Genomic DNA, 23,309 nt, shown 5'->3' on the forward strand with positions numbered 1-23,309 from the left:
CCCGTCGTCCGCGTTACCGTCGGATCATGGGGATTCGGGCCGTGGTCTGGGATGTGGACGACACCCTCTTCGACTACACCGCGGCGGACCGCGCGGGAATGCGGGCGCACTTGCTGACCGAGGGCCTGCTCGACGGATACGACGACGTCGAGCAGGCCCTCGTGCGATGGCGGCAGGTCACGAACGCCCAGTGGGCACGGTTCTCCGCCGGGGAGGCGACCTTCCAGGGCCAGCGGCGTGATCGCGTACGGGTCTTCCTGGGCATGGAGCTGACCGACGCCGAGGCCGACGCCTGGTTCGAGCGCTACATCGGGCACTACGAGGCCGCTTGGGCCCTCTTCCCGGACGTCCTGCCCGTCCTGGACGTTCTCGCCGCCAGCCACCGGCACGCGGTGCTGTCGAACTCCAGCCTCACCGTCCAGGACCGCAAGCTGCGCGTGCTCGGCGTCCACGACCGTTTCGAGGCGATCCTCTGCGCCGCCGAGCTCGGCGTCTCCAAGCCGGAGGCCCGTGCCTTCCATGCCGCCTGCACCGCTCTCGACCTCGCGCCGCACCAGGTCGCGTATGTCGGAGATCACCCGGACATCGACGGACGCGGTGCCGCGGCCGCCGGGATGCTGTCGGTGTGGATCGACCGCGACGGGGCGTACACCAGCGGCGACGGCCCCGGCGAACCGCAGCGGATCGCCTCCCTCGCCGAACTCCCCGCGATCCTCGGCGCGGATACCCGTTTTGGAGCCCCGTCCACCTTCAGGTAATGTTCTTCCTGCGCCGCCGGGGAGCGGGCCGAAAGGCCGGAAACCGGAGGAGCAAACTAGAACAAGATCCCCGCAGGGGCTTGCGTTCCAGTGGCCTATGGTGTAATTGGCAGCACGACTGATTCTGGTTCAGTTAGTCTTGGTTCGAGTCCAGGTAGGCCAGCTCGCAGAGCTCATCTGCAACGCCCCCGTTGTGTAGCGGCCTAGCACGCTGCCCTCTCAAGGCAGTAGCGCCGGTTCGAATCCGGTCGGGGGTACAGATCCTTCCCGCGAGGACGGTTCGGGTAGCTCCCGCCGATCTCGATGCAGGATCGCTAGGGCCCCCGTTGTGTAGCGGCCTAGCACGCCGCCCTCTCAAGGCGGTAGCGCCGGTTCGAATCCGGTCGGGGGTACGAACTGGTCTAAACCACATTGGTCTATGGTGTAATTGGCAGCACGACTGATTCTGGTTCAGTTAGTCTTGGTTCGAGTCCAGGTAGACCAGCTCGGATCTGCGGAAACGTATGATCCACGCCCCCGTTGTGTAGCGGCCTAGCACGCCGCCCTCTCAAGGCGGTAGCGCCGGTTCGAATCCGGTCGGGGGTACAACAGGAAGGCCCTTCGCTTCGGCGGAGGGCCTTCGTCGTGCCCGGCGTCGGCTACTCGAAGCCGTACCGACGCGTCGTCTCCTCCTCCTGGGCCAGCCGGTGCAGCGCCTGCAGTGTCGGCTCGTTGAGGATCGCCCCCAGGACCGCGAACTCGATCTGCTCCGCCTCCGACGGGTGTGCCTCCATCGAGTCCAGGTCGAGGACGGCGGTCCGGTGCATCAACTCGGCGTACGGCGCGATCTGTTCGGCTCCCCAGTCGTAGCCGAGCCGGCGGAACGCGGCGACCGCCGTCACCAGGGAGCGGTACGCGGGGGAGACGGTCGTGAGCTGCTTGGCGTTCTCCCAGCCGAGCCGGTCCAGGAGTGTGGCGACCTCCTGGTGTGCGGCCTGGACGTACTCGTCCTCCTCGTCCGGCTCCGGCACCTGTGGCAGCGTCCACACCGCCGTGCCCAGGCGGATCGCACGGGGCAGGGAGTCGTCGTCCACATGCCCCAGCACCTCCCTGACCGTGGCCACCGGCATCCGGCCGACCTGGATCATCGCGCGGATCAGCCGCAGTCGGCGCAGGTGCTCCTCGTCGTACTCGGCCGTCGTCGTGTTGATCTGGCGGCCGGGGGCCAACAGTCCTTCGCGCAGGTAGTACTTGATCGTCGAGGTGGACACCCCGCTGCGCTCGCTCAGTTCAGCCAGCCGCATCTCTTGTGGCCTTCCTTGGGGAGTGCCACTATCCAAGCATTGCTCGCAAGGATAGTGCCGCTATCCGACAGGGGAAGCAGGGGCCGCATGGCTGCCAAGCCGGTACCGGGTCGCACCACCGCGGACACCGAGGGCGATGTGGTCGTCCTGCTGATCGGGATGCGCATCAACCACTTCTGGGCCGTGCATCACTGGCTGCCGGTGGTGGTGGCCATGCCGCGGATGCTGCGCGAGTTGGGGAAGGCGCCCGAGCACGGTCTGCTCGGCCATGTCCTGCTGACGGCCTCGCCGCGGACGTTCTACGTCGTCCAGTACTGGGAGTCGAAGGAGAAGCTGTACGCCTACGCACACGCGCCGGACAAGCTCCACCACCGGGCGTGGGCGATCTTCAACCGCAAGGAGAAGGCGGGAAAGGTCCGGCAGCACGTGGGGGTGTGGCACGAGACGTACGTCGTGCCGGAGGGGTCCTACGAGTCGATCTACTCGGACATGCCGGCGTTCGGGCTGGCGGCGGCGCACGGGCAGGTGCCGGTCGCTGCACGCGGGCGGTACGCGAAGGATCGGTTCGCTCATCGGTCCGGGGCGATCTGAGCGCCTGAGCGGCGTCGTCCGCGCCGTGGGGGAGGAGCTGCCGCGGCGTTGAGGCTGCTCTTTCCCTACGGCGATCTCCGCGTTGTCAGCCGGTGCGGCGCAGCGCCTCGGAGAGGCGGGCCGCCGCGTCGATGACCGCCTGGGCGTGCATACGGCCGGGGTGACGGGTCAGACGCTCGATGGGACCGGAGACCGAGACGGCGGCCACCACGCGGTTCGACGGGCCGCGCACCGGCGCGGAGACGGACGCGACGCCCGGCTCGCGCTCGCCGATCGACTGGGCCCAGCCACGGCGTCGTACGCCCGAGAGCGCGGTCGCCGTGAAGCGGGCGCCCTGCAGGCCCCGGTGCAGGCGCTCCGGCTCCTCCCAGGCCATGAGGATCTGCGCGGAGGAGCCCGCCTTCATCGTGAGCGTCGAGCCGACCGGGACCGTGTCCCGAAGGCCGGACAGGCGTTCCGCCGCGGCGACGCAGATGCGCATGTCGCCCTGGCGGCGGTAGAGCTGTGCGCTCTCGCCGGTGATGTCACGGAGGTGGGTGAGGACCGGGCCCGCCGTGGCCAGGAGACGGTCCTCACCGGCCGCCGCGGCCAGTTCCGCAAGCCGAGGGCCGAGAATGAAACGGCCCTGCATGTCACGCGCCACCATGCGGTGGTGTTCCAGAGCCACGGCCAGCCGATGGGCCGTGGGTCGTGCCAATCCGGTGGCCGAGACGAGCCCTGCGAGGGTGGCCGGACCGGACTCCAGGGCGCTCAGGACAAGGGCTGCCTTGTCCAGAACGCCGACGCCGCTACTGTTGTCCATGAAACGATACTCGCGTCTCACTCTGTGAAACGCAAGTTCAATTTTCCGTGGAACACGCCACTCTGGAAGAACGAAGGCAGAGCGGCCCGTGGACCAGAACGGGCCTGGCGGCGGACGCCCGGAACCAGGGGCGCGGGCGCAGGACGCCTTCTCAAGATCTCTAGTTGGGCCGGTGGACCGTATGCCGGCCGGAGGGAAAGCGATGGGTAGGACACTCGCGGAGAAGGTCTGGGACGACCATGTCGTCCGGCGCGCCGAGGGCGAGCCCGACCTCCTCTTCATCGATCTGCACCTGCTGCACGAGGTGACCAGCCCGCAGGCCTTCGACGGCCTTCGCAAGAGCGGTCGCCAGGTGCGCCGGCTCGACCTGACCATCGCCACCGAGGATCACAACACCCCGACCCTCGACATCGACAAGCCCATCGCGGACCCGGTCTCCCGCGTCCAGCTGGAGACGCTGCGCAAGAACGCCGCCGACTTCGGTGTGCGCCTGCACCCGCTGGGCGACGTCGAGCAGGGCGTCGTGCACGTCGTCGGCCCCCAGCTGGGTCTGACCCAGCCGGGCATGACCGTGGTCTGCGGTGACTCCCACACCTCCACCCACGGCGCCTTCGGCGGTCTGGCGTTCGGCATCGGCACCTCCCAGGTCGAGCATGTGCTGGCCACCCAGACGCTGCCCCTGGTCCGCCCGAAGACCATGGCCATCACGGTCAACGGCGAGCTGCCCGACGGCGTCACCGCCAAGGACCTGATCCTGGCGATCATCGCCCGGATCGGTACGGGCGGCGGCCAGGGCTATGTCCTGGAATACCGCGGCTCCGCCATCGAGAATCTCTCGATGGAGGCCCGGATGACCATCTGCAACATGTCGATCGAGGCCGGTGCCCGCGCGGGCATGATCGCCCCCGACCAGACCACCTTCGACTACCTCGAGGGCCGTCCGCACGCCCCCAAGGGCGAGGACTGGGACGCCGCGGTCGCGTACTGGAAGACGCTGAAGACGGACGAGGACGCCGAGTTCGACGCCGAGGTCGTCATCGAGGCCGCCGAGCTGTCGCCGTTCGTCACCTGGGGCACCAACCCGGGCCAGGGCGCACCGCTTTCGGCGTCCGTCCCCGACCCTGCTTCGTACGAAGACGCTTCGGAGCGGCACGCCGCCGAAAAGGCCCTGGAATACATGGGGTTGGAGGCCGGCCAGGCGCTGCGCTCCATCAACGTGGACACCGTCTTCGTAGGTTCCTGCACCAACGGCCGCATCGAGGACCTGCGCGCCGCCGCCGAGCTGATGAAGGGCCGCAAAGTCGCCGACGGCGTACGGATGCTGGTCGTCCCCGGCTCCGCGCGGGTGGGTCTGCAGGCCGTCTCCGAGGGCCTGGACGTCGTCTTCAAGGAGGCCGGCGCCGAGTGGCGGCACGCGGGCTGCTCGATGTGCCTGGGCATGAACCCCGACCAGCTGGCGCCCGGTGAGCGCTCCGCGTCCACCTCCAACCGCAACTTCGAGGGCCGGCAGGGCAAGGGCGGTCGTACGCACCTGGTGTCGCCGCAGGTCGCGGCGGCCACCGCGGTCCTGGGCCACCTGGCCTCCCCGGCCGACCTGTCCGACGCCGAGACCCGTACGCCCGCTGGAGTCTGATCAGTCATGGAAGCATTCACCAAGCACACCGGCCGGGCCGTCCCGCTGCGCCGCTCCAACGTCGACACCGACCAGATCATCCCTGCTCACTGGCTCAAGAAGGTGACCCGGGACGGGTTCGAGGACGGGCTGTTCGAGGCCTGGCGCAAGGACGAGACGTTCATCCTCAACCGGCCCGAGCGGCAGGGCGCCACGGTGCTGGTCGCCGGTCCCGACTTCGGCACCGGTTCCTCCCGTGAGCACGCGGTGTGGGCGCTGCAGAACTACGGCTTCAAGGCCGTCATCTCCTCGCGCTTCGCGGACATCTTCCGCGGCAACTCGCTCAAGAACGGCCTGCTCACGGTGGTTCTGGAGCAGAAGATCGTGGACGCGCTCTGGGAGCTCACCGAGAACGACCCGCAGGCCGAGGTCACGGTCGACCTGGAGAGCCGTGAGGTGCGCGCCGAGGGCATCACCGCCTCCTTCGAGCTGGACGAGAACTCCCGCTGGCGGCTGCTGAACGGCCTCGACGACATCTCGATCACGCTCCGCAACGAGGACGACATCGCCGCCTACGAGGCGAAGCGGCCGTCGTTCAAGCCGCGCACGCTTCAGGCCTGAGCCGAAGCACCCCCGCTTCCGGGGCCGAGCTCGCGCGCAAGGCGACTTTCGGACACCGCAACGCCCCTTCAGTACCCCCGATCAGCCCGATCGGGGGTACTGCCATGTCTGCACCCGAACGGCCCTGCACCGCTTGCGTCCCCGGCCCAACTTCCCGCGTTACGACGGGTGTTGGCGGGGTACGCGAGTGGTGTATCCGCGGCTTCCGCAAGTGCCCGGAAGGCCAATTGAGGCCGGAGTTGCACCCCTGGCAGGCGACAACTCGCCCCAGATGGCACAATCTGTGCATGGAACACGACGGCCAACTCGAGCTCTATGCGGCAGTCGCGGACCAACTGAAGGAAGCGCATGCAAGGGTGCGCGCACTGCAAGTCCCGGAGGGCGTACGGATGGCGCTGACCCGGAAGCTGCTGGTCATTACGGCCGCGGCCAAGCACGACGTCGCCGAAGCGACAAGGCGTCTGGAGCGGTTCATGGCGGATCTCGACGCGGGGCGATTCCCCGAAGAGGAACGCTGAACACCTTCGAGACAGTCGAGTCTGTTGCGGCACAAGGGTGATTAGCCCGTTTCGTGTTTGATTTGCGGTATATATCTGCCTAACGTGCGAAAAAGCTTGAACACATTCGTTCTGGCGATGTCTCCGAAGGGGAAGACGTGAACAAGGCGCAGCTCGTAGAAGCGATTGCCGACAAGATGGGCGGCCGCCAGCAGGCCGCCGATGCTGTCGACCACGTACTGGACGCGATCGTCCGCGCGGTTGTCTCGGGTGAGCGGGTCTCGGTCACCGGCTTCGGTTCGTTCGAGAAGGTCGACCGCCCGGCTCGGTACGCCCGTAACCCTCAGACCGGCGAGCGGGTTCGGGTCAAGAAGACCTCTGTTCCGCGCTTCCGTGCGGGTCAGGGCTTCAAGGACCTGGTGAGCGGCTCGAAGAAGCTCCCGCGGGGCGGCGAGGTCGCGGTCAAGAAGGCGCCCAAGGGCAGCCTGACCGGTGGTGCCTCGGCGACGGTCAAGAAGGCCGCCGCGAAGAAGACCACCAAGGCGGCCGCGGCGAAGAAGGCGGCGGCGAAGAAGACGACGGCCAAGAAGACGACGGCCGCCGCCAAGAAGACCACCGCGAAGAAGACGACGGCCAAGAAGACGACGGCCGCCGCCAAGAAGACCACCGCGAAGAAGACCACCGCCAAGAAGGCGACGGCCAAGAAGGCCCCGGCGAAGAAGGCGACGGCCAAGAAGGCGCCGGCCAAGAAGTCGACGGCGCGCAAGTCCACCGCCAAGAGGACCACGCGCAGCAGGTAAGGACCGCACAGGGGCACTCACGCGCCGGGCCGGACTCCGTGGGGAGTCCGGCCCGCGGCGTGTTCTCAGAGGGTCTGCAGCGTCACCAGCGTGATGTGCAGGGACTCGCCCTTGCCCTCCGTCTCGATGCGGACCCGTTGTCCGGGGCGCAGCAGCCGTAGGCCTCCGGCGTTGAAGGCCGGGGCGTCGAAGAGGACGGGTGTGCCGTCGTCCAGGAGGACGCTGCCGGAGCGGGTTTCGGGGTCGTAGGTGTATGCGGTGGCCTGCATGGGTGTCAGCCTACGACGGGTTGTGGTTCGGGTGCGGCTCGGTGGGGGTCGGTCGCGCAGTGCCCCGTGCCCCTGACAGCAGGAGTGTTGCCGCCGTCGCTGTGCGGGGGCCCACGCCCAGGGCCAGTGCGGCTCTCAGGTCGGCGCCGGTGTCCACGTCCTGGCGTACGGAGTCCACGCCGTCGAGGCGGAGTTCCGTCGCACCCGAGGCGCGGTGGCGGGCCCGGGAATCCTCGCCGAATGCGGGCAGCAATTCATATCCGGCGGCCGCCGTCAGCAGAGTCGTGCCGATTGCCGCGGCGTCCGGGAGAAATGCGCGCGGGAATTCCGCCGCCGCATCCAGAACCCGGGCCAATTCCAGCGGGCGCAGGGCGGGGAGGTCGGCGTTCAGGGCCGCCACGGCGCTTTCGGGGCGGGAGATGCGTACGACCGCCGCCGCGTGCGCCAGCGCGGCGTTGAGGCCGCCGCCGGGCTCGTCGGGGACGATGTGCGCGCCAAGTGCGCCCAGCTCACGCCCGGCAAGGGCGTCGCCCGTGACGACTGCCACATCCTTTACCGCGGGGCAGGCCAGGGCCGCCGCCACGGTGTCCTGGGCGAAAGCCAGCGCCAGGCCGGGGCGCAGTCCGTCCGCCGCGGTGTCGGAAAGCCTGCTCTTCGCCCGCGCCAAGGGCTTCAGGGGTACGACCAAGGTCCACTGCACGAGTGTTCCGTCCCTCTCTAGTCGCGGTCATTGTCACTCAGCCGTCACCAGGGCCATCTGGCGGTCGGGTCGGCGAGGCGTACGGTGTTCTCGACAGACCGGCGGCCTGGGGCGACACTTGTGCGGCCCCCAGGCCCGACGTCCTTGATCCCTAGAGGAAGGTGCACGCGTGCCCCGCCGCAGAATCGGCTTCTGGTACCGCTTCGCCGCGGTGCTCTGCAAACCGCCGCTGGTGGTTCTGATCAAGCGGGACTGGCGTGGAATGGAGCACATTCCGGCCGAGGGCGGATTTATCACCGCGGTGAACCACAATTCGCACATCGATCCCTTCGCGTACGCGCACTTTCAGTACAACACCGGCCGGGTGCCGCGATTCCTCGCGAAGAGCGCGCTTTTCAAAAAGGGGTTCGTCGGAGCCGCGATGCGTGGCACGGGGCAGATCCCGGTCTACCGGGAGACCACCGACGCACTGAGCGCCTTCCGGGCCGCGATCGACGCCGTGGAGCGCGGAGAATGCGTCGCGTTCTATCCCGAGGGCACCATCACCCGGGACCCGGACCAGTGGCCCATGACCGGCAAGACCGGTGCCGCGCGCGTCGCCCTCGAGACCAAGTGTCCGGTGATCCCCGTCGCGCAGTGGGGCGCCAACGAACTTCTGCCGCCGTACGCCAAGAAGCTCAACCTCCTTCCGCGCAAGACCCACCAGGTGCTCGCCGGCCCGCCCGTGGACCTCGCGCGTTTCTACGACAAGGAGATGTCCCCGGAGCTGCTGAAGGAGGCGACGGAGGTCATCATGGCCGCCATCACTCGCCACCTGGAGGAGATCCGCGGCGAGAAGGCGCCCGAGACGCCGTACGACCCGCGCCAGGAGCGCATCGAGCAGCGCCGCAGGACCGCCGCGCAGAACCGGCAGACGCAGAAGGCCGAGCAGGAAGAGGGGCAGGGCACGTGAGCAAGCCCGTCAAGGCGGCAGTCCTGAGTGCCGGTTCGTGGGGCACGGCGTTCGGCATCGTCCTCGCCGACGCCGGCTGCGACGTCACCCTGTGGGCCCGCCGCCCCGAGGTCGCCGAGGCCATCAACTCGACCCGGACGAACCCCGACTACTTCCCCGGCGTGGAGCTCCCGCAGGGCATGCGGGCGACCACCGACCCCGCCGAGGCCATGGCCGGCGCCGACTTCACCGTGCTGTCCGTCCCCTCCCAGACCCTGCGCGCCAACCTCGCCGAGTGGACCCCGATGCTGGCGCCGGGCACGGTCCTGGTGTCCCTGATGAAGGGCGTCGAACTCGGCACCACCATGCGGATGAGCGAGGTCATCGAGGACGTCGCGAAGGTCGGCCACGACCGCATCGCCGTCGTCACCGGCCCCAACCTGGCCCGTGAGATCGCCTCCCGCATGCCGGCCGCCGCCGTCGTCGCCTGCACCGACGAGGCCGTCGCCCAGCGTCTGCAGGCCGCCTGCCACACGCCGTACTTCCGCCCGTACACCAATACGGACGTGGTGGGTTGCGAACTGGGCGGAGCCGTGAAGAACGTCATCGGCCTCGCCGTCGGCATCGCGGACGGCATGGGCCTCGGCGACAACGCCAAGGGCTCGCTGATCACTCGCGGCCTCGCCGAGACGACCCGGCTCGGGATGGCGCTGGGCGCCGACCCGCTGACGTTCTCCGGACTCGCCGGCCTCGGCGACCTGGTGGCGACCTGCTCCTCGCCGCTGTCGCGCAACCACACCTTCGGCACCAACCTCGGCAAGGGCATGACCCTCCAGGAGACCATCGCGGTCACCAGGCAGACGGCGGAGGGCGTCAAGTCCTGCGAGTCGGTGGCGGATCTGGCCCGCCGGCACGGCGTCGAGATGCCGATCACGGAGACGGTCGTCGACATCGTGCACGAGGGCAAGCCACCGGTGGTCGCCCTCAAGGAGCTGATGTCGCGCAGCGCCAAGCCCGAGCGACGCTGAGCGACGCCGGGGGAACGCCACCCTCCGGACGCTGACTCGGACCCTACGGGCGGGTACGCTCATCGCGATATGAGCACCGAGAACCTCCCCCAGAGCCCAGACCAGCCGCAGCGCAAGCCGCGTGTGGCCGTCGTGTTCGGCGGCCGCAGTTCCGAGCACGGGATCTCCATGGTCACCGCCGGCGCCGTGCTGCGCGCGATCGACCGGGCGAAGTACGACGTCCTGCCGATCGGCATCACGCAGAGTGGCCGCTGGGTGCTCACCGCCGACGATCCGGAACGCATGGCGATCACCGAGCGCCGTACGCCCAACGTCGAGCAGCTGGCCGAGTCGAGCGAGGGCGGCGTGGTGCTCCCCGTCGACCCGGCGAACCGCGAAGTCGTCTACGCCGAGCCCGGATCGGTGCCCAAGGCGCTGGGTGAGATCGACGTCGTCTTCCCGGTGCTCCACGGGCCGTACGGCGAGGACGGCACCCTCCAGGGTCTGCTGGAGCTCTCCGGGGTGCCGTATGTGGGTTCCGGCGTGCTCGCCTCGGCCGTCGGCCAGGACAAGGAGTACATGAAGCGGGTGTTCACCTCCTTCGGGCTCAAGGTGGGCCCGTATGTGGTGATCCGGCCGCGCGAGTGGGAGCAGGACGAGTCCGCCGCCCGCAAGAAGATCATCGACCTCGCCGGCGACCATGGCTGGCCGCTCTTCGTGAAGCCCGCGCGCGCGGGTTCGTCGATCGGCATCACCAAGGTCGAGGACCTGTCGGGGCTGGACGAGGCGATCGCCGAGGCGCAGCGGCACGACCCGAAGATCCTCGTCGAGGCGGCGCTGCGCGGCCGTGAGATCGAGTGCGGCGTCCTGGAGTTCGAGGACGGCCCGCACGCCTCCGCGCCCGCCGAGATCCCGCCGCCGGACGCACACGCGTACTACGACTTCGAGGCCAAGTACATCGACTCGACGCCGGGGATCGTGCCGGCGCCTCTGACGCCGGAGGAGACGGCGGAGGTCCAGCGCCTGGCGGTGGACGCCTTCGAGGCGGCCTCGTGCGAGGGGCTGGTGCGGGCGGACTTCTTCCTCACCGAGGACGGGGAGTTCGTGATCAACGAGATCAACACGATGCCCGGTTTCACGCCGATCTCGATGTACCCGCAGATGTGGCAGGCGAGCGGGATCAGCTACCCCGACCTGGTGGACCGGCTGATCCAGGCGGCGCTCAGGCGCTCCACCGGTCTCCGGTAGAACAGGTAGAAGCCGTACGCCTCAGGCGGGCACCCTTCAGTCGGCGATCCCTTCGGGGATCGCCTTCTTCACGGCCGACGCCAGGTCGATCAGCACACTCGAACTGTCCCGGCCCTCCGGCACGCTGACCTCGACGTATGCGCGGCGCAACGCGGTGGTGAACCGGTAACCCCCGTCGCCGTCCTCCTCCATCAGCCACCGGACGCCGTTCACGCCACCCGCCACCGCGTCGTCGTCCCGGCCCTCGGCCACCTTGGGGTCGCTCATCTTCGTCGGCCGTACGACACCGCACCGCAGTATGATCGCCGGGTCTCCCCAGCCAGCGGTCAGCGTGGACGCGGGCGAGGGATCCTCACGGCCGGCACCGTCCACCTTGGCCGGCAGTACCTTGTCGAGGTTCTGGCACAGCTCGGCGGCCTTCGCGCCGGGGCTGGGAACCGCCGCCGACGCGCTGCCGTCTGCTGATGAGCAGCCCGCTGCGGTGATCAGCAGGACGAGCGCGGGCAGCCCGAAGACAGAAATGTGCCGGTGACGGAAAGAGTTCACCGGCCAAGGGTAGACGGGGGCTACAGATGTACGACCGGGCAGGTCAGGGTGCGGGTGATGCCGTCCACTTGCTGGACCTTGGCGACCACCAAGCGACCCAGTTCGTCGACGGTGTCTGCTTGTGCGCGCACGATGACGTCGTACGGTCCGGTGACGTCCTCGGCCTGGATGACTCCAGGGAGCTTGCTGATCGTCTCGGCGACGGTCGACGCTTTGCCGACCTCCGTCTGGATCAGGATGTACGCCTGTACCACGGAACCTCCAGGGCGGCCACGAGGATCATGTGGGGAAAAGGAACGCCACGGTATCGCGTCGCCGCTCGTCACGGGGAGACCCCCGGTGGCCAGGGACCCCGCGCCGCGGTGCACGCACGACAGAAGTTGACGTACACCTCGACCGTATCGAGGACAGTAGGGACGCGCGAGTGGGTGCGGACAGGGACAGAAGGGGCGTAAGGGCAATGAAGGGCACTGTTGGTGAGCTTGGCGAGTTCGGGCTCATCAGGGAGCTCACCTCCCGTCTCACCACCACCCCGGCGGTCCGGGTCGGCCCCGGCGACGACGCCGCGGTGGTGGCCGCGCCCGACCGCAGGGTGGTCGCCAGCACCGACATCCTGCTGGAGGGACGGCACTTCCGCCGCGACTGGTCCACGGCCTACGACGTCGGCCGCAAGGCCGCCGCGCAGAACCTCGCGGACATCGCGGCCATGGGAGCGGTGCCGACGGCGCTGCTCCTCGGTCTGGTCGTGCCGGCCGAACTCCCGGTGACCTGGCCGAGCGAGCTGATGGACGGCCTGCGCGACGAGTGCCAGGTCGCCGGCGCCTCGGTGGTCGGCGGGGACGTCGTACGGGGCGACACGATCATGGTGTCGATCACCGCGCTCGGCGATCTGCGCAACCAGGAGCCCGTGACGCGGGCGGGAGCCCAGCCCGGCGACCTCGTCGCCGTGACGGGCTGGCTGGGCTGGTCCGCGGCCGGATACGCCGTGCTGTCCCGGGGTTTCCGCTCACCACGCGCCTTCGTGGAGGCGCACCGGCGCCCCGAACCGCCGTATCACGCGGGTCCGGCCGCCGCCGGGCTCGGCGCGACCGCGATGTGCGACGTGAGCGACGGACTGATCGCCGACCTCGGGCACATCGCCGAGGCCAGCAAGGTCCGGATCGACATCCGCTCGGGTGCGATCGACATCCCGACGCAGATGAACGACATCGGGCAGGCCGTCGGCGTCGATCCCATGCAGTGGGTGCTGACCGGGGGAGAGGACCACGCGATCGTGGCGACCTTCCCGCCGGATGTGAAGCTGCCGGCCCGCTGGAAGGTCATCGGCGAAGTCCTCAACCCCTCCGCGCTGCCCCATGTGACGGTGGACGGGGCGCCGTGGACCAGGAAGGGCGGCTGGGACCACTTCGGCGGGGACATCGAGTCATGATCCCGGGTGTCCTTACGGTGGCCGGTTCCGACTCCGGCGGCGGGGCGGGCATCCAGGCCGACCTGAAGACGATGCTCGCCCTCGGCGTGCACGGCATGAGCGTGATCACCGCGGTCACCGCGCAGAACTCCCTCGGCGTGCAGGGTGCTTGGGAACTGCCGGTGGACGCGGTGCGGGCGCAGTTCCGCAGTGTCGTGGACGACATCGGCGTCCAGGCGATCAAGACGGGCATGCTCGCCTCGGCGGAACTCGTCGAGGCGGTGGCCGAATTGATCGGCGGCACGGACGCGCCCGCCGTGATCGATCCGGTCGGTGTCTCCAAGCACGGTGACTCGCTGCTGGCGTCCTCCGCGCTCGAATCGGTGCGGACCAAGCTGCTGCCGGTGGCGACCGTGGCGACACCGAACCTCGACGAGGTGGCACAGCTGACCGGCGTGCACGTCGTGTCCGAGGAGCAGTTGCGGCAGGCCGCGGAGGCGGTGCTGGCGTACGGGCCGCGCTGGGTGCTGATCAAGGGCGGTCATCTGCCCGGGGATGCCGTGGATCTGCTCACCGACGGCTCCGCGGAGCACTGGCTGCGGGCCCCCCGGCTCGACAACCGGCACACCCACGGCACGGGCTGCACGCTCGCCTCGGCGGTCGCCTCAGGGCTCGCGAAGGGCCTGTCCGTGCCGGAGGCGGTCATGGCGGCCAAGGAGTACGTCACCGGGGCGATCGAGGCGGGCTTCGCGCTCGGCGGCGGGATCGGGCCGGTGGATCACGGGTGGCGGTTCCGCGAGGGCGCGTAGCCGCGCGGGCGCCACCCGGGCACAGCAAGAAGCCGGTCCACCCTCAGGTGGACCGGCTCAATGCAGCGAACCAGCAGTGGCCGCGCGCTCAGCTGTTGGCGTCAGCGCGAGACCTTGCCGGCCTTGATGCAAGAGGTGCAGGCGTTCACGCGCTTCGGCGTCCCACCGACCACAGTACGCACGCGCTGGATGTTCGGGTTCCAGCGACGGGGTGTACGGCGGTGCGAGTGCGAGATGTTGTTGCCGAAGCCCGGCCCCTTGCCGCAGACGTCGCAGTTGGCAGCCACGGGTCACTCCAAAGACTTCAGATGCACTTACGGTTAATCCCGGCATGCCGTCGGGATCGAGATCGCAGGATCAGAGATCTGAGTGGCGCTGCCAGGGGAACGGCCCGATCTGCATCGGGCAACCGGAGCAGCATACAACGACTGCGCCAGTGCAACGAAACTACCATGGCTGCTCAGACCCCCGCTCCCGGCCCTCTTCCGGCGCACCCGGGCCCTGGGTCTACGCTGCGTGCCACGGTCGGCAGCTCAAGGAGGCGCAGGTGGCGCAGGTGCCGCAGACGTTCTTCGATGCTCTCGCGGTGCGCACCTGGTGCGGTCTCGCGCTGGAGTCACTCGGACGGGCGCGTGAGGAGATCGACGCGATCAACGTCTATCCCGTGGCCGACGGGGACACCGGGACCAACCTGTACCTGACCGTGGAGTCGGCGGTCGCGGCCGTGGAGGCCGTGTTCACCGCCTACGACGTGGGGCGGCCCACCCTGGCGGACGCCGCGCGCGCGATGGCGCACGGAGCCCTGATCGGGGCCCGCGGGAACTCCGGGACGATCCTCGCCCAGCTGCTGCGGGGCATGGCCCAGGTGCTCGCCGCCGACGGTGAGACGGCTCACACCGACGGCTCCGGTCTCCGCGTCGCCCTGCGGCGGGCCGCCGACTCCGCCCGCCAGGCCGTGGCCCACCCGGTCGAGGGCACGGTCCTCACGGTCGCCTCGGCCGCCGCCGACGCGGCCGACGGGGCCGAGGGGGACTGCGGTGCGGTCGCCCGGGCCGCCTACGAAGGGGCGCGTGCGGCACTGGCCGCTACGCCCGGACAGCTGGCGGTCCTGGAGCGCGCGGGGGTGGTCGACGCCGGCGGGCGGGGGCTGGTGGCGGTGCTGGGCGCGCTGGTGGAGACGTTCACGGGCGAGGCGGTCCCCGCGGCTTCCGGGGTGCACACGCGCGTGCGGGGCGCTTCGGCCGGGGCCCCGGTCGCCGGTGACGGTGCCTTGCTCGCCGTCGTCGAGGAGTGCGCCGATGTCGTGGAGACGGGCGGCCCCGCCTTCGAGGTGATCTACCTCCTGGAGGCCGAGGACGCGGCCGTGGCGCGGCTGCGGGAGCGGCTCGACGGTCTCGGGGACTCGCTCGTGATCGTCGGCGGTGACGGGCTGTGGAACGTGCATGTGCACGTCGACGACGCCGGGGCCGCCGTGGAGGCGGGGGTCGAGGCCGGGCGGCCGTACCGGATCCGGATCACCCACTTCGCGGATGGTGACGCGCACACCACCGGGGAGCGCTCGCCCCGGGAACGGATCCAGCGGGCCGTCGTCGCCGTCGTGCCCGGTGAGGGCCTGGTCGGGCTGTACGGCGAGGCCGGCGCGACGACCGTCCTCGCGCGCCCCGGGGAGCCGCCCGCCAGTGGGGAGCTCGTGGAGGCCGTACGGCGTGCCCACGCGCGCGAGGTCGTGCTGCTGCCCAACGACGCCGACCTGCGCCACACCGCCGCCGCGGCCGCCGAACAGGCCCGCGTCGAGGGCATCCGCGTGGCCCTGATCCCCACCCGCTCCGCCGTCCAGGGCATCGCGGCGCTCGCCGTGCACGAGCCCGAGCGCCGCTTCGACGAGGACGTCGTGTCGATGACCTCGGCGGCCGGCGCGACCCGCTACGCCGAGGTCGCCGTCGCCGAGCGCCAGTCCTGGACCATGGCCGGCATCTGCCAGGCCGGCGACGTCCTGGGCCTCATCGACGGCGACGTGGCCGTGATCGGCACGGATGTCACCGCCACCGCCGAGACCGTCCTCGACCGCATGCTCTCCGCGGGCGGCGAACTCGTCACCCTCGTCCTCGGCGACGAGGCCCCCGAGACCATCGCCGAGCACCTCGAAGCACGCGTGCGTGAGTCGTACCTCGCCGTCGACACGGTGGTCTACCGGGGCGGGCGGCAAGGGGCGCTGCTGCTCATCGGCGTGGAGTGAGCCCTACGGCGTCTCCTGCTCCGCCACCACCTGAAGCATCTGCTCCGCCTCCACCCGCCGCTCCCGGGCCGCCTCGTCGTCCTCCCCGGCACCGCCGTACGCCGCCAGCACCGCACGCGCGCGTGCGGCCGCCTCGGCCGGACGGCTCAGGTCCGCCTCCAGCCAGCCCGCGGCGAGTTCGGCGCCGGTGCGGCCGTGCAGGGCCTCGTCGCCCAGGGACGTGAACACCGCGACGGCCCGCGTCACCTGGGACAGGGCGTCCTCCAGCGCGCTTCGGATCGACTCGTCCTCGGCGTCCTCGGCGGCGGAACGGGCGAGGAGGTCGCCGAACTGCCGATGGGTGTGCGCGAGTTCGAGGGTGAGCCGCTCACGGGCCTCCGGGTCGTCGACCGCGTCCAGCGCCGCCCGGCACTCCTCGACCGCGCTCGCCATCAGCTCGGCCCCCGTCTCGTCGAGGCCCTCCGCGCCCAGCGCCAGCCACGCGCGGGCACGCAGCGAGCGAACGAGGCCGTGCACATTGCCCAGGGAGCGCCACAGCGCCCCCGCGCGCGCGTACGCCTGGTCCGCCTCGGCGTGCAGACCCGCGTGGCCGAGCGACTCGGCGGCCAGGTGGGCGAGCGTGGCGTGGTCGTGCTGCTCGGGCCAGAGCCGGGCGATCTCGGCGGCCTGCAACCGGCGTTCGGCCGCCGCCCGGTGCTCGCCGAGCTCGCTCAGACAGTCGCCGAGCCACCACTGCGTCTGGACGACCACCCCGTCGCCGTGTGTCTCGGCGCTCAGGTCGGGCAGCGCCGACTCCAGCACCTCGGCGGCCTCGGCGAACCGTCCCTGCCGCAGCAGGAACCCGCCGAGCTGATGCCGCGCCCAGGCGCCCAGCGTCCGGCTCTCGCCCGCCTCGTCGGCCCAGTGCGCGGCCTGGAGGGCGTGTTCCGCGGCCTCCTCGGACAGCCCCCGGCCACCGAGCACCTCGGCCAGTTGAAGGTGCAGCTGGGCCCGTCCCGTGGCCTCCAGGTGCGGCCCGCCGTGCTCCAGGGCCGCACGCAGCGCCCGCTCGGCCTCCGCGGTGTCGCCGAGGTGATGCGCGAGCCCGGCCAGCCGGGCCTCGTACTCCACCGCGAACCACGGCAGCCCCGCCCCGACGAACGCCGCCGAGGCCCGCGCGAACAGCCCCGCGGCCCTCTCCACGTCCCCCGCGAGCGCCGCCAGCTCCGCCAGCATCGCCTGCGCCTCCGCGGCCCGCGAGGCCAGCCGTACGTCGTCACCGGCCTGTCCGTCGACCATCGCCAGCACCTCACGGGCGGCGGTCCCGGCGTCGGTCACGACGGACTGCGGCACCGCGTCCTCGGCCTCGTGCACCCGCCGCATCAGGATCCGCGCCCGGCTCATCAGCACGGCCGCCGTCTGACGTACGCCGGTGCCGTCCTCGGCGTACAGCGCGAGCACCTGGTCGTACAGGCCGTCGATCGTCGTCAGGGCCTCGGACACCTCGCCCGTGAGCGCACGTACGTACGCTCCTCGCGCGCGTGCCGCCAGCGCCTCCCCAGGGTCGCCCGCCTCCGCGTACAGCTTCGCGGCCTCCTCGAACAGCGGGATGCCCTCGGGGCCCAGGTCCATCGCCCGGTGGTCGGCGATCTCCGCGCGGTCGAGGGCGGCCAGCTCGACGCCCCGGGCGGCCCGGGAGACGGCGGCCCACGCCTCGACGGCGTTGGGCTGGAGGGTGTCCGACAGCCGCCGTGCCTCGGCGATCAGGGCGGGCAGGTCGGACGGCGCGTCCTCGGACACGCTCACCGCGGCCGGCGCGGGCATCGACGGGGCCGTCGGCCGGGCCGCCGTACGCACCCCCAGAGGCAACCGCTCCACCAGGGGCAGCTGTTCCATACGCGCGCGTGCCCGCTCGCTGAGGTGTGCCGTGCCGTTGCGCTCGTCGAAGCGCGCGGCCAGCGCCAGGGCCTCCTCGCGCGCGTGCGCGGCGAGTTCGCGGGCGGTCCAGGTGCGGCCCGCCGGACCGGGCACCCGCTGATCGCCCAGCCCGAGCACGCTCAGGCGGTCCATGAGCAGGGCCACCACCGTCATGAACTCCAGCTTGCTGCGCGGATGCCCGTCGTCCGTGAAGTACGCCGGACGCTCCGCCAGCAGCTCCAGACCGCGCGCCTCGTTGCCGGTGAGCACGCAGAACTCCACATGGTCCGCGTACGCACCGCGCATGCTCTCCATCGCCCGTACGAGTCGGAAGCCCCGCAGATGATGGGCGCGGGCCTCGTCCACGCGGCCCAGCCGCAGCAGCGGCACCAGGGAGGACGCGAGGACCGTGTGCGGCTCGTGGGCGCAGGTGAACTCGCCCTCCAGGACCGGCTCCCACAGCCGGATCGCCTCGTCGTCCCGGCCCAGCTCGGACTGCCACCACCCCTGCCCGTGCAGCTCGCACGCGTGGCAGTCGGCCATGCCGTCCCGGTCCGCGCTCAGCCAGGCGCCGTACGCCCGCTCGGCCCGCGCCACGTCCCCGACATGCGCGGCCACGCTGAACTCGGCACCGCGCACCGCCCGTTCGGAGTGCCCGGCGAGCCGGTAGCGGTGCTCCATCTCGCCGAGCCACTTCTCGATCGAGGCCAGCGGGACATGCGGCTGGTCGAGCATGCCGGACGACATCCACTTGAAGACCCAGTGCAGCGAATGCGTCTCGTACTCGTCGAAGTCCTCGGGCCGCTCGTCCCACATGCGCAGCAGACGCGCGAAGGGGACGAACATCTTGTCCTTCTCGGAGCTGTAGTTGTAGACCTTCAGCTGGTGCCCGAGCGCCTCGATCACCGCGAGCGGGATCTTCAGCTTCTCCGCCTCGGCGAGCAGCCGCTCCGCGCGCGCGTTGCGGGCGGGACCCTCCGGCTCCTCGGAGTTCTCCGCCATCGCCTGACGCAGCGCGTCGAAGTCGGCGATCTCACTCATCAGCGGCCTCCGTCGCCGTTCGTGGCCCATTCCAGCAGCCCGATGAAGGCCCGGTTCAGCAGCGCCGAGTCGGCGGGCCTGAGCGGGCGCTGCGCCATCAGCAGGGCCTGCCCGTAGAGGGACTCGGTGGCGGTGCCGATCAGTTCCGGATCGCCCAGCGAACTGATCCTGCGGATCAGCGGGTTGAGGTGGTTCAGCACCAGACGCGCGCGTGGCGCACTGCCGCGCAGCGAGCCCAGGATGCCCGCCCACAGGTCGTCGGCCTGCTCCTCCGCGTCCGCGCGCGCCTGCTCGTGCCGGGCCGCCCGGTCGTCGAGATGCAGCGCGGGCACCGACAGCGGATGGAAGGCGCGCAGGACGACATCACAGCCCAGCGGGTCGAGCTTCGCCCGCGCGGCCGCCAGGAAGCCCGACAGGGCCAGCTCCTCGGCCGGGTCGACCGCGTCCAGATGGGCGGTCACGGTGTCCGCGTCCAGCTCGGCGACGACCGTCCCCGGCCGCACCGACGGCAGTGCCTCGACCAGCTCGCTGTCGTACGTGTAGCCGCCGTTGATCACCCCCACGCCCTGCGCGGACGCGATCGGCGCGACCTGCCGGTACTCCTCGACCGTCCGCGTGAAGTGCACCACCGGGTGCCGCTGCGCGAACTCCTCCAGGGACAGCCGTCCGTCGGTGGTCTCGAAGGGCAGCCACGGCAGCATCGTGCGCAGCATCTCCTTGTCGTGCCGCGCCAGGGACTTCACGCCCAGGTGGTGCACGGACAGGAACGCCGCCAGCCGTTCCGGATCGCCGGCCGCGAGCCCGGTCAGCCAGGACCGAATCCTTTCGCCGAGCGCCTCCCGTACGGCCGCCAGCGTCTCGTCCTCGTACAGCGATTCGCGCGAGGCCGTCGGCCGCAGGCTGTCGGTGTCCAGGACGCAGCGCACGAAGAACGCCCAGTCGGGCAGCAGCTGTTCGGCGCGCTCGGTCAGCAGCATGCCCTTGAGGTGGACGCGATGGCCCGCCCGCTGGGCGGGGCTGACCGCCGACGGAAGGACGTACGCCACCCCGCGGATCCCGGCGAGCGGCACGTTCAGCTCGATCGAGTCCAGCGGGGTGAAGCCGAACAGGTCGTGACAGTGCCGGGCCAGGGCCACTCTGCGGTTGGCGGGGGAGGGGTACGGCCGGTCCCAGGGCGCGGGCAGGTCGGTGACCGCCTCGTCGCCGACCCGGACGTCGTACGGCAGCAGCGAGCCGAAGTCCCGCGCCAGCGCCAGGACCCGGTCCTCGGCCAGCCACTCGGCGGCCCCGGCCCGCGCCACCAGGTGCACGGTGGTGCCCGGTTCGGGGCGGGCGTCGTCCGGCAGCGTCCGCACGGTGTACGAACCGTCGTCCGTCGCCGTCCACTCCACGGGCGGCGCGTCCGGCGTACGGGCGCTGCGGCTGACCACGCGGATCCGCTCGGCGACCACGAAACAGGCCAGCAGACCGATGCCGAACTGCCCCAGGAAGTCGGACCGGGTCTCCTGCAGACCCTCGGCACGCTTGGAGCTGCGCCCGATGGTCGCGAGGAGGCTGTGCACGTCCGCCTCGGTCAGCCCGACCCCGGAGTCCTCGACCCGCAGCGCGCCGCCGCCGGGGTGGAGCCGCACCTTGGCCGGCGCGCCCGGCTCCTCGGCGCGTCTGGCGGTGATGGCGTCGACCGCGTTCTGGAGCAGCTCGCGCAGATAGACCTTCGGACTGGAGTAGAGATGGTGGGAGAGCAGGTCCACCAGACCGCGCAGGTCGACCTGGAACGAATGAGGTGTCTGGGGCGGCTGAGGGGCCTGGGATGACTGTGAGGTCTGGGAGTCCATCGTCACAGCGCCGTTGGGGGGACTTGGCGACGGCGCGGGGTCGGGCGGCCCCGGTGAGGCGGTGACCGCGAAAGGATGGCCGGAGCGCGCCATCCTAGGGCCGAAGCGAGCCGCCTGACCAGGGGTTTCCGCGACGTTTACCGGGACGGCCGCACCGGCCTCTACGGCATTGTCAGTGGTGTGGTGTGGAATGGATCTCGTGCCCGCACTGGAAGAACCACTGAAGAAAGTGCTCGGCCCAGCCACCGCGAAGGTGATGGCCGAGCACCTCGGCCTGCACACGGTCGGCGACCTCCTGCACCACTACCCGCGCAGATACGAGGAGCGCGGCCAGCTCACCCACCTCGCCGACCTCCCCATGGACGAGCACGTCACCGTGGTCGCCATGGTCGCCGACGCCCGCCTGCACACCTTCGCCTCCGCCAAGGCGCCGCGCGGCAAGGGCCAGCGTCTCGAAGTCACGATCACCGACGGCAACGGCCGCCTCCAACTGGTCTTCTTCGGCAACGGCGTTCACAAGCCCCACAAGGAGCTCCTGCCGGGCACACGCGCGATGTTCGCGGGCAAGGTCTCCGTCTTCAACCGCCGCGTCCAACTGGCACACCCGGCGTACGAGTTGCTCCGCGGCGACTCCGAGGAGGCGGTCGAGACCTGGGCCGGCGCCCTGATCCCGCTCTACCCCGCCACCGCCAAACTGGAGTCCTGGAAGATCGGCAAGGCCGTCCAGACGGTCCTGCCCAGCGCCCAGGAAGCCCTCGACCCGCTGCCGGACGCCCTGCGCGAGGGCCGGGGCATGGTCTCCCTCCCCGAGGCCCTGCTCAAGATCCATCGCCCGCACACCAAGGCGGACATCGACGACGCCCGCACACGCCTCAAGTGGGACGAGGCCTTCGTCCTCCAGGTGGCCCTCGCCCGCCGCCGCCGCGCCGACGCCCAACTCCCGGCGGTCGCCCGCAGACCCAGCCCCGACGGCCTCCTGACCGCCTTCGACGACCGCCTCCCCTTCACCCTCACCCAGGGCCAGCGCAAGGTCTCGAAGGAGATCTTCGACGACCTGGCCACCGAGCATCCGATGCACCGGCTGCTCCAGGGCGAGGTCGGATCGGGGAAGACGATGGTGGCGCTGCGCGCCATGCTCGCCGTCGTCGACGCGGGCGGGCAGGCCGCCATGCTCGCGCCCACCGAGGTGCTCGCCCAGCAGCATCACCGGTCGATCGTGGAGATGATGGGCGAGCTGGCCGAGGGCGGGATGCTGGGCGGGGCCGAGCAGGCCACGAAGGTCGTGTTGCTCACCGGGTCGATGGGCGCGGCAGCCCGCCGGCAGGCGCTGCTCGATCTCGTCACCGCGGAAGCCGGGATCGTCATCGGCACACACGCGCTCATCGAGGACAAGGTGCAGTTCCACGACCTCGGCCTGGTCGTCGTCGACGAACAGCACCGCTTCGGCGTCGAGCAGCGCGACGCCCTGCGCGGCAAGGGCAAGCAGCCGCCCCATCTGCTCGTGATGACCGCGACGCCCATTCCGCGCACGGTCGCGATGACCGTCTTCGGCGACCTGGAGACCTCGGTCCTCGACCAGCTCCCGGCCGGCCGCTCGCCCATCGCCTCCCATGTCGTCCCGGCCGCCGACAAGCCCCACTTCCTCGCCCGCGCCTGGGAGCGGGTGCGCGAGGAGGTCGGCAAGGGGCATCAGGCGTACGTCGTCTGCCCCCGGATCGGGGACGAGGAGGACGACCCGAAGAAGGCCGGCAAGAAGAAGTCCCCGGAGGACGAGGCCGAGAAGCGGCCGCCGCTCGCCGTCCTCGACGTGGCGGACCACCTCGCCAAGGGACCACTCCAGGGCCTCAAGGTCGAGGTCCTGCACGGCCGGATGCATCCCGACGACAAGGACGCCGTGATGCGTCGCTTCGCCGCCGGCGAGACCGACGTCCTGGTCGCCACGACGGTCATCGAGGTCGGCGTGAACGTCCCGAACGCCACGGCAATGGTGATCATGGACGCCGACCGCTTCGGCGTCTCCCAGCTGCACCAGCTGCGCGGCCGGGTCGGCCGTGGCTCGGCACCCGGCCTCTGCCTCCTGGTCACCGAGATGCCGGAGGCCAGCGCCGCCCGCCAGCGCCTCAACGCCGTCGCCGCCACCCTCGACGGCTTCGAGCTCTCCCGCATCGACCTCGAACAGCGGCGCGAGGGCGACGTCCTGGGCCAGGCCCAGTCCGGTGCCCGCACCAGTCTGCGGATGCTGGCGGTCATCGAGGACGAGGAGATCATCGCGGAGGCGAGGGAGGAGGCGGTGACGCTGGTGGCGGCGGATCCGGAGCTCGAGCATCTCCCCGGTCTGCGCACAGCATTGGACGCCCTCTTGGACGACGAAAGGGAACAGTTCCTGGAAAAGGGGTGAGGGATGCCGACCCAGGGGCGC

General features: G+C 70.7%; 22 protein-coding genes and 5 tRNA genes. 18 read left to right on the forward strand and 9 right to left on the reverse strand.

Annotated features, from left to right (window positions below; all coding sequences use genetic code 11):
• The first annotated feature begins 26 nt into the window (after positions 1 to 26).
• The 6 genes from ACFQ6S_RS27830 to ACFQ6S_RS27855 all read left to right on the forward strand — a co-directional run bounded on the left by ACFQ6S_RS27830 (position 27) and on the right by ACFQ6S_RS27855 (position 1,343).
• Positions 27 to 758 (forward strand): HAD family hydrolase, encoded by a 732-nt coding sequence (locus ACFQ6S_RS27830; RefSeq protein ID WP_383415310.1) that lies wholly within the window; start codon positions 27 to 29, stop codon positions 756 to 758.
• Between the two features lie 91 nt (positions 759 to 849).
• Positions 850 to 921: transfer RNA gene (locus tag ACFQ6S_RS27835), tRNA-Gln, on the forward strand.
• Positions 922 to 942: 21 nt separating this feature from the next.
• Positions 943 to 1,015 (forward strand) — tRNA-Glu (locus ACFQ6S_RS27840).
• Between the two features lie 62 nt (positions 1,016 to 1,077).
• A tRNA-Glu gene (locus ACFQ6S_RS27845) sits at positions 1,078 to 1,150 on the forward strand.
• 20 nt (positions 1,151 to 1,170) lie between these two features.
• Positions 1,171 to 1,242: transfer RNA gene (locus tag ACFQ6S_RS27850), tRNA-Gln, on the forward strand.
• 28 nt (positions 1,243 to 1,270) lie between these two features.
• A tRNA-Glu gene (locus ACFQ6S_RS27855) sits at positions 1,271 to 1,343 on the forward strand.
• Positions 1,344 to 1,396: 53 nt separating this feature from the next.
• Here the strand turns inward: ACFQ6S_RS27855 and ACFQ6S_RS27860 are convergent.
• Entirely contained in the window at positions 1,397 to 2,041 is a 645-nt protein-coding gene (locus ACFQ6S_RS27860) for a MerR family transcriptional regulator (RefSeq protein WP_383415313.1), read from the reverse strand.
• 87 nt (positions 2,042 to 2,128) lie between these two features.
• Between ACFQ6S_RS27860 and ACFQ6S_RS27865 the strand changes: the two genes are divergently transcribed.
• Positions 2,129 to 2,632, forward strand: a complete 504-nt coding sequence (locus tag ACFQ6S_RS27865) for a DUF4188 domain-containing protein (RefSeq protein WP_383415316.1) — start codon at positions 2,129 to 2,131, stop codon at positions 2,630 to 2,632.
• A gap of 85 nt (positions 2,633 to 2,717) precedes the next feature.
• Here the strand turns inward: ACFQ6S_RS27865 and ndgR are convergent, their stop codons facing one another.
• Positions 2,718 to 3,434 carry an IclR family transcriptional regulator NdgR gene (gene ndgR / locus ACFQ6S_RS27870; protein ID WP_093910054.1) on the reverse strand — a complete coding sequence of 239 codons (717 nt, stop codon included), beginning with the start codon at positions 3,432 to 3,434 and terminating at the stop codon, positions 2,718 to 2,720.
• A 202-nt stretch (positions 3,435 to 3,636) separates the two neighbouring features.
• On the opposite strand from ndgR, the gene leuC reads away from it, so the two are divergent.
• The 4 genes from leuC to ACFQ6S_RS27890 all read left to right on the forward strand — a co-directional run bounded on the left by leuC (position 3,637) and on the right by ACFQ6S_RS27890 (position 6,964).
• Positions 3,637 to 5,067: a 3-isopropylmalate dehydratase large subunit gene (gene leuC / locus ACFQ6S_RS27875; protein ID WP_383415320.1), complete on the forward strand. Its 1,431-nt coding sequence runs from the start codon at positions 3,637 to 3,639 to the stop codon at positions 5,065 to 5,067.
• A 6-nt stretch (positions 5,068 to 5,073) separates the two neighbouring features.
• Positions 5,074 to 5,667 (forward strand): 3-isopropylmalate dehydratase small subunit, encoded by a 594-nt coding sequence (gene leuD / locus ACFQ6S_RS27880; protein ID WP_383415323.1) that lies wholly within the window; start codon positions 5,074 to 5,076, stop codon positions 5,665 to 5,667.
• A 287-nt stretch (positions 5,668 to 5,954) separates the two neighbouring features.
• On the forward strand, positions 5,955 to 6,185 hold the full coding sequence (locus ACFQ6S_RS27885; RefSeq protein WP_217215076.1) for a hypothetical protein: 231 nt from the start codon (positions 5,955 to 5,957) through the stop codon (positions 6,183 to 6,185).
• Positions 6,186 to 6,322: 137 nt separating this feature from the next.
• A complete protein-coding gene (locus ACFQ6S_RS27890) occupies positions 6,323 to 6,964 on the forward strand; it encodes an HU family DNA-binding protein (protein ID WP_383415327.1) in 642 nt (213 codons plus the stop codon).
• Between the two features lie 65 nt (positions 6,965 to 7,029).
• On the opposite strand, the gene ACFQ6S_RS27895 is transcribed toward ACFQ6S_RS27890, so the two are convergent.
• On the reverse strand, positions 7,030 to 7,233 hold the full coding sequence (locus ACFQ6S_RS27895; protein ID WP_383415329.1) for a hypothetical protein: 204 nt from the start codon (positions 7,231 to 7,233) through the stop codon (positions 7,030 to 7,032).
• Positions 7,234 to 7,243: 10 nt separating this feature from the next.
• Positions 7,244 to 7,933, reverse strand: coding sequence for a 2-phospho-L-lactate guanylyltransferase (cofC, locus tag ACFQ6S_RS27900; RefSeq protein ID WP_383415332.1), 690 nt, complete (start codon positions 7,931 to 7,933; stop codon positions 7,244 to 7,246).
• 169 nt (positions 7,934 to 8,102) lie between these two features.
• Here cofC and ACFQ6S_RS27905 point away from each other — a divergent pair, with 169 nt between their 5' ends.
• The 3 genes from ACFQ6S_RS27905 (at position 8,103) to ACFQ6S_RS27915 (ending at position 11,119) form a co-directional block, all read left to right on the forward strand.
• Entirely contained in the window at positions 8,103 to 8,885 is a 783-nt protein-coding gene (locus ACFQ6S_RS27905; RefSeq protein ID WP_383415335.1) for a lysophospholipid acyltransferase family protein, read from the forward strand.
• Positions 8,882 to 9,892, forward strand: a complete 1,011-nt coding sequence (locus tag ACFQ6S_RS27910) for an NAD(P)H-dependent glycerol-3-phosphate dehydrogenase (RefSeq protein WP_383415338.1) — start codon at positions 8,882 to 8,884, stop codon at positions 9,890 to 9,892. Before ACFQ6S_RS27905 ends, ACFQ6S_RS27910 begins: the two co-directional genes overlap by 4 nt.
• A 69-nt stretch (positions 9,893 to 9,961) precedes the next feature.
• Positions 9,962 to 11,119 (forward strand): D-alanine--D-alanine ligase family protein, encoded by a 1,158-nt coding sequence (locus tag ACFQ6S_RS27915; RefSeq protein ID WP_383415341.1) that lies wholly within the window; start codon positions 9,962 to 9,964, stop codon positions 11,117 to 11,119.
• A gap of 36 nt (positions 11,120 to 11,155) precedes the next feature.
• On the opposite strand, the gene ACFQ6S_RS27920 is transcribed toward ACFQ6S_RS27915, so the two are convergent.
• Positions 11,156 to 11,665, reverse strand: coding sequence for a DUF3515 domain-containing protein (locus ACFQ6S_RS27920; RefSeq protein ID WP_383415344.1), 510 nt, complete (start codon positions 11,663 to 11,665; stop codon positions 11,156 to 11,158).
• 20 nt (positions 11,666 to 11,685) lie between these two features.
• Entirely contained in the window at positions 11,686 to 11,919 is a 234-nt protein-coding gene (locus tag ACFQ6S_RS27925; RefSeq protein ID WP_271666007.1) for an Lrp/AsnC family transcriptional regulator, read from the reverse strand.
• A gap of 206 nt (positions 11,920 to 12,125) precedes the next feature.
• Here ACFQ6S_RS27925 and ACFQ6S_RS27930 point away from each other — a divergent pair, with 206 nt between their 5' ends.
• Both ACFQ6S_RS27930 and thiD read left to right on the forward strand, forming a co-directional pair.
• Entirely contained in the window at positions 12,126 to 13,094 is a 969-nt protein-coding gene (locus ACFQ6S_RS27930; RefSeq protein WP_383415348.1) for a thiamine-phosphate kinase, read from the forward strand.
• Positions 13,091 to 13,882, forward strand: a complete 792-nt coding sequence (gene thiD, locus ACFQ6S_RS27935) for a bifunctional hydroxymethylpyrimidine kinase/phosphomethylpyrimidine kinase (RefSeq protein ID WP_383415351.1) — start codon at positions 13,091 to 13,093, stop codon at positions 13,880 to 13,882. Before ACFQ6S_RS27930 ends, thiD begins: the two co-directional genes overlap by 4 nt.
• Positions 13,883 to 13,983: 101 nt before the next feature.
• Here the strand turns inward: thiD and rpmB are convergent, their stop codons facing one another.
• Positions 13,984 to 14,169: a 50S ribosomal protein L28 gene (gene rpmB, locus ACFQ6S_RS27940; protein ID WP_004924906.1), complete on the reverse strand. Its 186-nt coding sequence runs from the start codon at positions 14,167 to 14,169 to the stop codon at positions 13,984 to 13,986.
• A 260-nt stretch (positions 14,170 to 14,429) separates the two neighbouring features.
• Here rpmB and ACFQ6S_RS27945 point away from each other — a divergent pair, with 260 nt between their 5' ends.
• Positions 14,430 to 16,118, forward strand: coding sequence for a DAK2 domain-containing protein (locus ACFQ6S_RS27945; RefSeq protein ID WP_383415354.1), 1,689 nt, complete (start codon positions 14,430 to 14,432; stop codon positions 16,116 to 16,118).
• 3 nt (positions 16,119 to 16,121) lie between these two features.
• On the opposite strand, the gene ACFQ6S_RS27950 is transcribed toward ACFQ6S_RS27945, so the two are convergent.
• Positions 16,122 to 19,055, reverse strand: a complete 2,934-nt coding sequence (locus tag ACFQ6S_RS27950) for a tetratricopeptide repeat protein (protein WP_383415357.1) — start codon at positions 19,053 to 19,055, stop codon at positions 16,122 to 16,124.
• Entirely contained in the window at positions 19,055 to 20,890 is a 1,836-nt protein-coding gene (locus ACFQ6S_RS27955; RefSeq protein ID WP_383415359.1) for an HSP90 family protein, read from the reverse strand. Before ACFQ6S_RS27955 ends, ACFQ6S_RS27950 begins: the two co-directional genes overlap by 1 nt.
• Positions 20,891 to 21,080: 190 nt before the next feature.
• On the opposite strand from ACFQ6S_RS27955, the gene recG reads away from it, so the two are divergent.
• A complete protein-coding gene (gene recG / locus ACFQ6S_RS27960) occupies positions 21,081 to 23,288 on the forward strand; it encodes an ATP-dependent DNA helicase RecG (RefSeq protein WP_383415362.1) in 2,208 nt (735 codons plus the stop codon).
• Positions 23,289 to 23,309 lie beyond the last annotated feature (21 nt).

Source organism: Streptomyces sp. NPDC056479 (genome assembly GCF_042795335.1).
In the GTDB taxonomy this organism is placed as follows: domain Bacteria; phylum Actinomycetota; class Actinomycetes; order Streptomycetales; family Streptomycetaceae; genus Streptomyces.

What these genes read in the sequence shown, in the direction of transcription:
- ACFQ6S_RS27830 (WP_383415310.1), top strand. Translation starts at nt 27, where the DNA reads ATGGGGATTCGGGCCGTGGTCTGGGATGTGGACGACACCCTCTTCGAC.
- ACFQ6S_RS27860 (WP_383415313.1), bottom strand. Translation starts at nt 2,041, where the DNA reads ATGCGGCTGGCTGAACTGAGCGAGCGCAGCGGGGTGTCCACCTCGACG.
- ACFQ6S_RS27865 (WP_383415316.1), top strand. Translation starts at nt 2,129, where the DNA reads ATGGCTGCCAAGCCGGTACCGGGTCGCACCACCGCGGACACCGAGGGC.
- ndgR (WP_093910054.1), bottom strand. Translation starts at nt 3,434, where the DNA reads ATGGACAACAGTAGCGGCGTCGGCGTTCTGGACAAGGCAGCCCTTGTC.
- leuC (WP_383415320.1), top strand. Translation starts at nt 3,637, where the DNA reads ATGGGTAGGACACTCGCGGAGAAGGTCTGGGACGACCATGTCGTCCGG.
- leuD (WP_383415323.1), top strand. Translation starts at nt 5,074, where the DNA reads ATGGAAGCATTCACCAAGCACACCGGCCGGGCCGTCCCGCTGCGCCGC.
- ACFQ6S_RS27885 (WP_217215076.1), top strand. Translation starts at nt 5,955, where the DNA reads ATGGAACACGACGGCCAACTCGAGCTCTATGCGGCAGTCGCGGACCAA.
- ACFQ6S_RS27895 (WP_383415329.1), bottom strand. Translation starts at nt 7,233, where the DNA reads ATGCAGGCCACCGCATACACCTACGACCCCGAAACCCGCTCCGGCAGC.
- ACFQ6S_RS27915 (WP_383415341.1), top strand. Translation starts at nt 9,962, where the DNA reads ATGAGCACCGAGAACCTCCCCCAGAGCCCAGACCAGCCGCAGCGCAAG.
- ACFQ6S_RS27930 (WP_383415348.1), top strand. Translation starts at nt 12,126, where the DNA reads ATGAAGGGCACTGTTGGTGAGCTTGGCGAGTTCGGGCTCATCAGGGAG.
- thiD (WP_383415351.1), top strand. Translation starts at nt 13,091, where the DNA reads ATGATCCCGGGTGTCCTTACGGTGGCCGGTTCCGACTCCGGCGGCGGG.
- ACFQ6S_RS27950 (WP_383415357.1), bottom strand. Translation starts at nt 19,055, where the DNA reads ATGAGTGAGATCGCCGACTTCGACGCGCTGCGTCAGGCGATGGCGGAG.
- ACFQ6S_RS27955 (WP_383415359.1), bottom strand. Translation starts at nt 20,890, where the DNA reads ATGGACTCCCAGACCTCACAGTCATCCCAGGCCCCTCAGCCGCCCCAG.
- recG (WP_383415362.1), top strand. Translation starts at nt 21,081, where the DNA reads ATGGATCTCGTGCCCGCACTGGAAGAACCACTGAAGAAAGTGCTCGGC.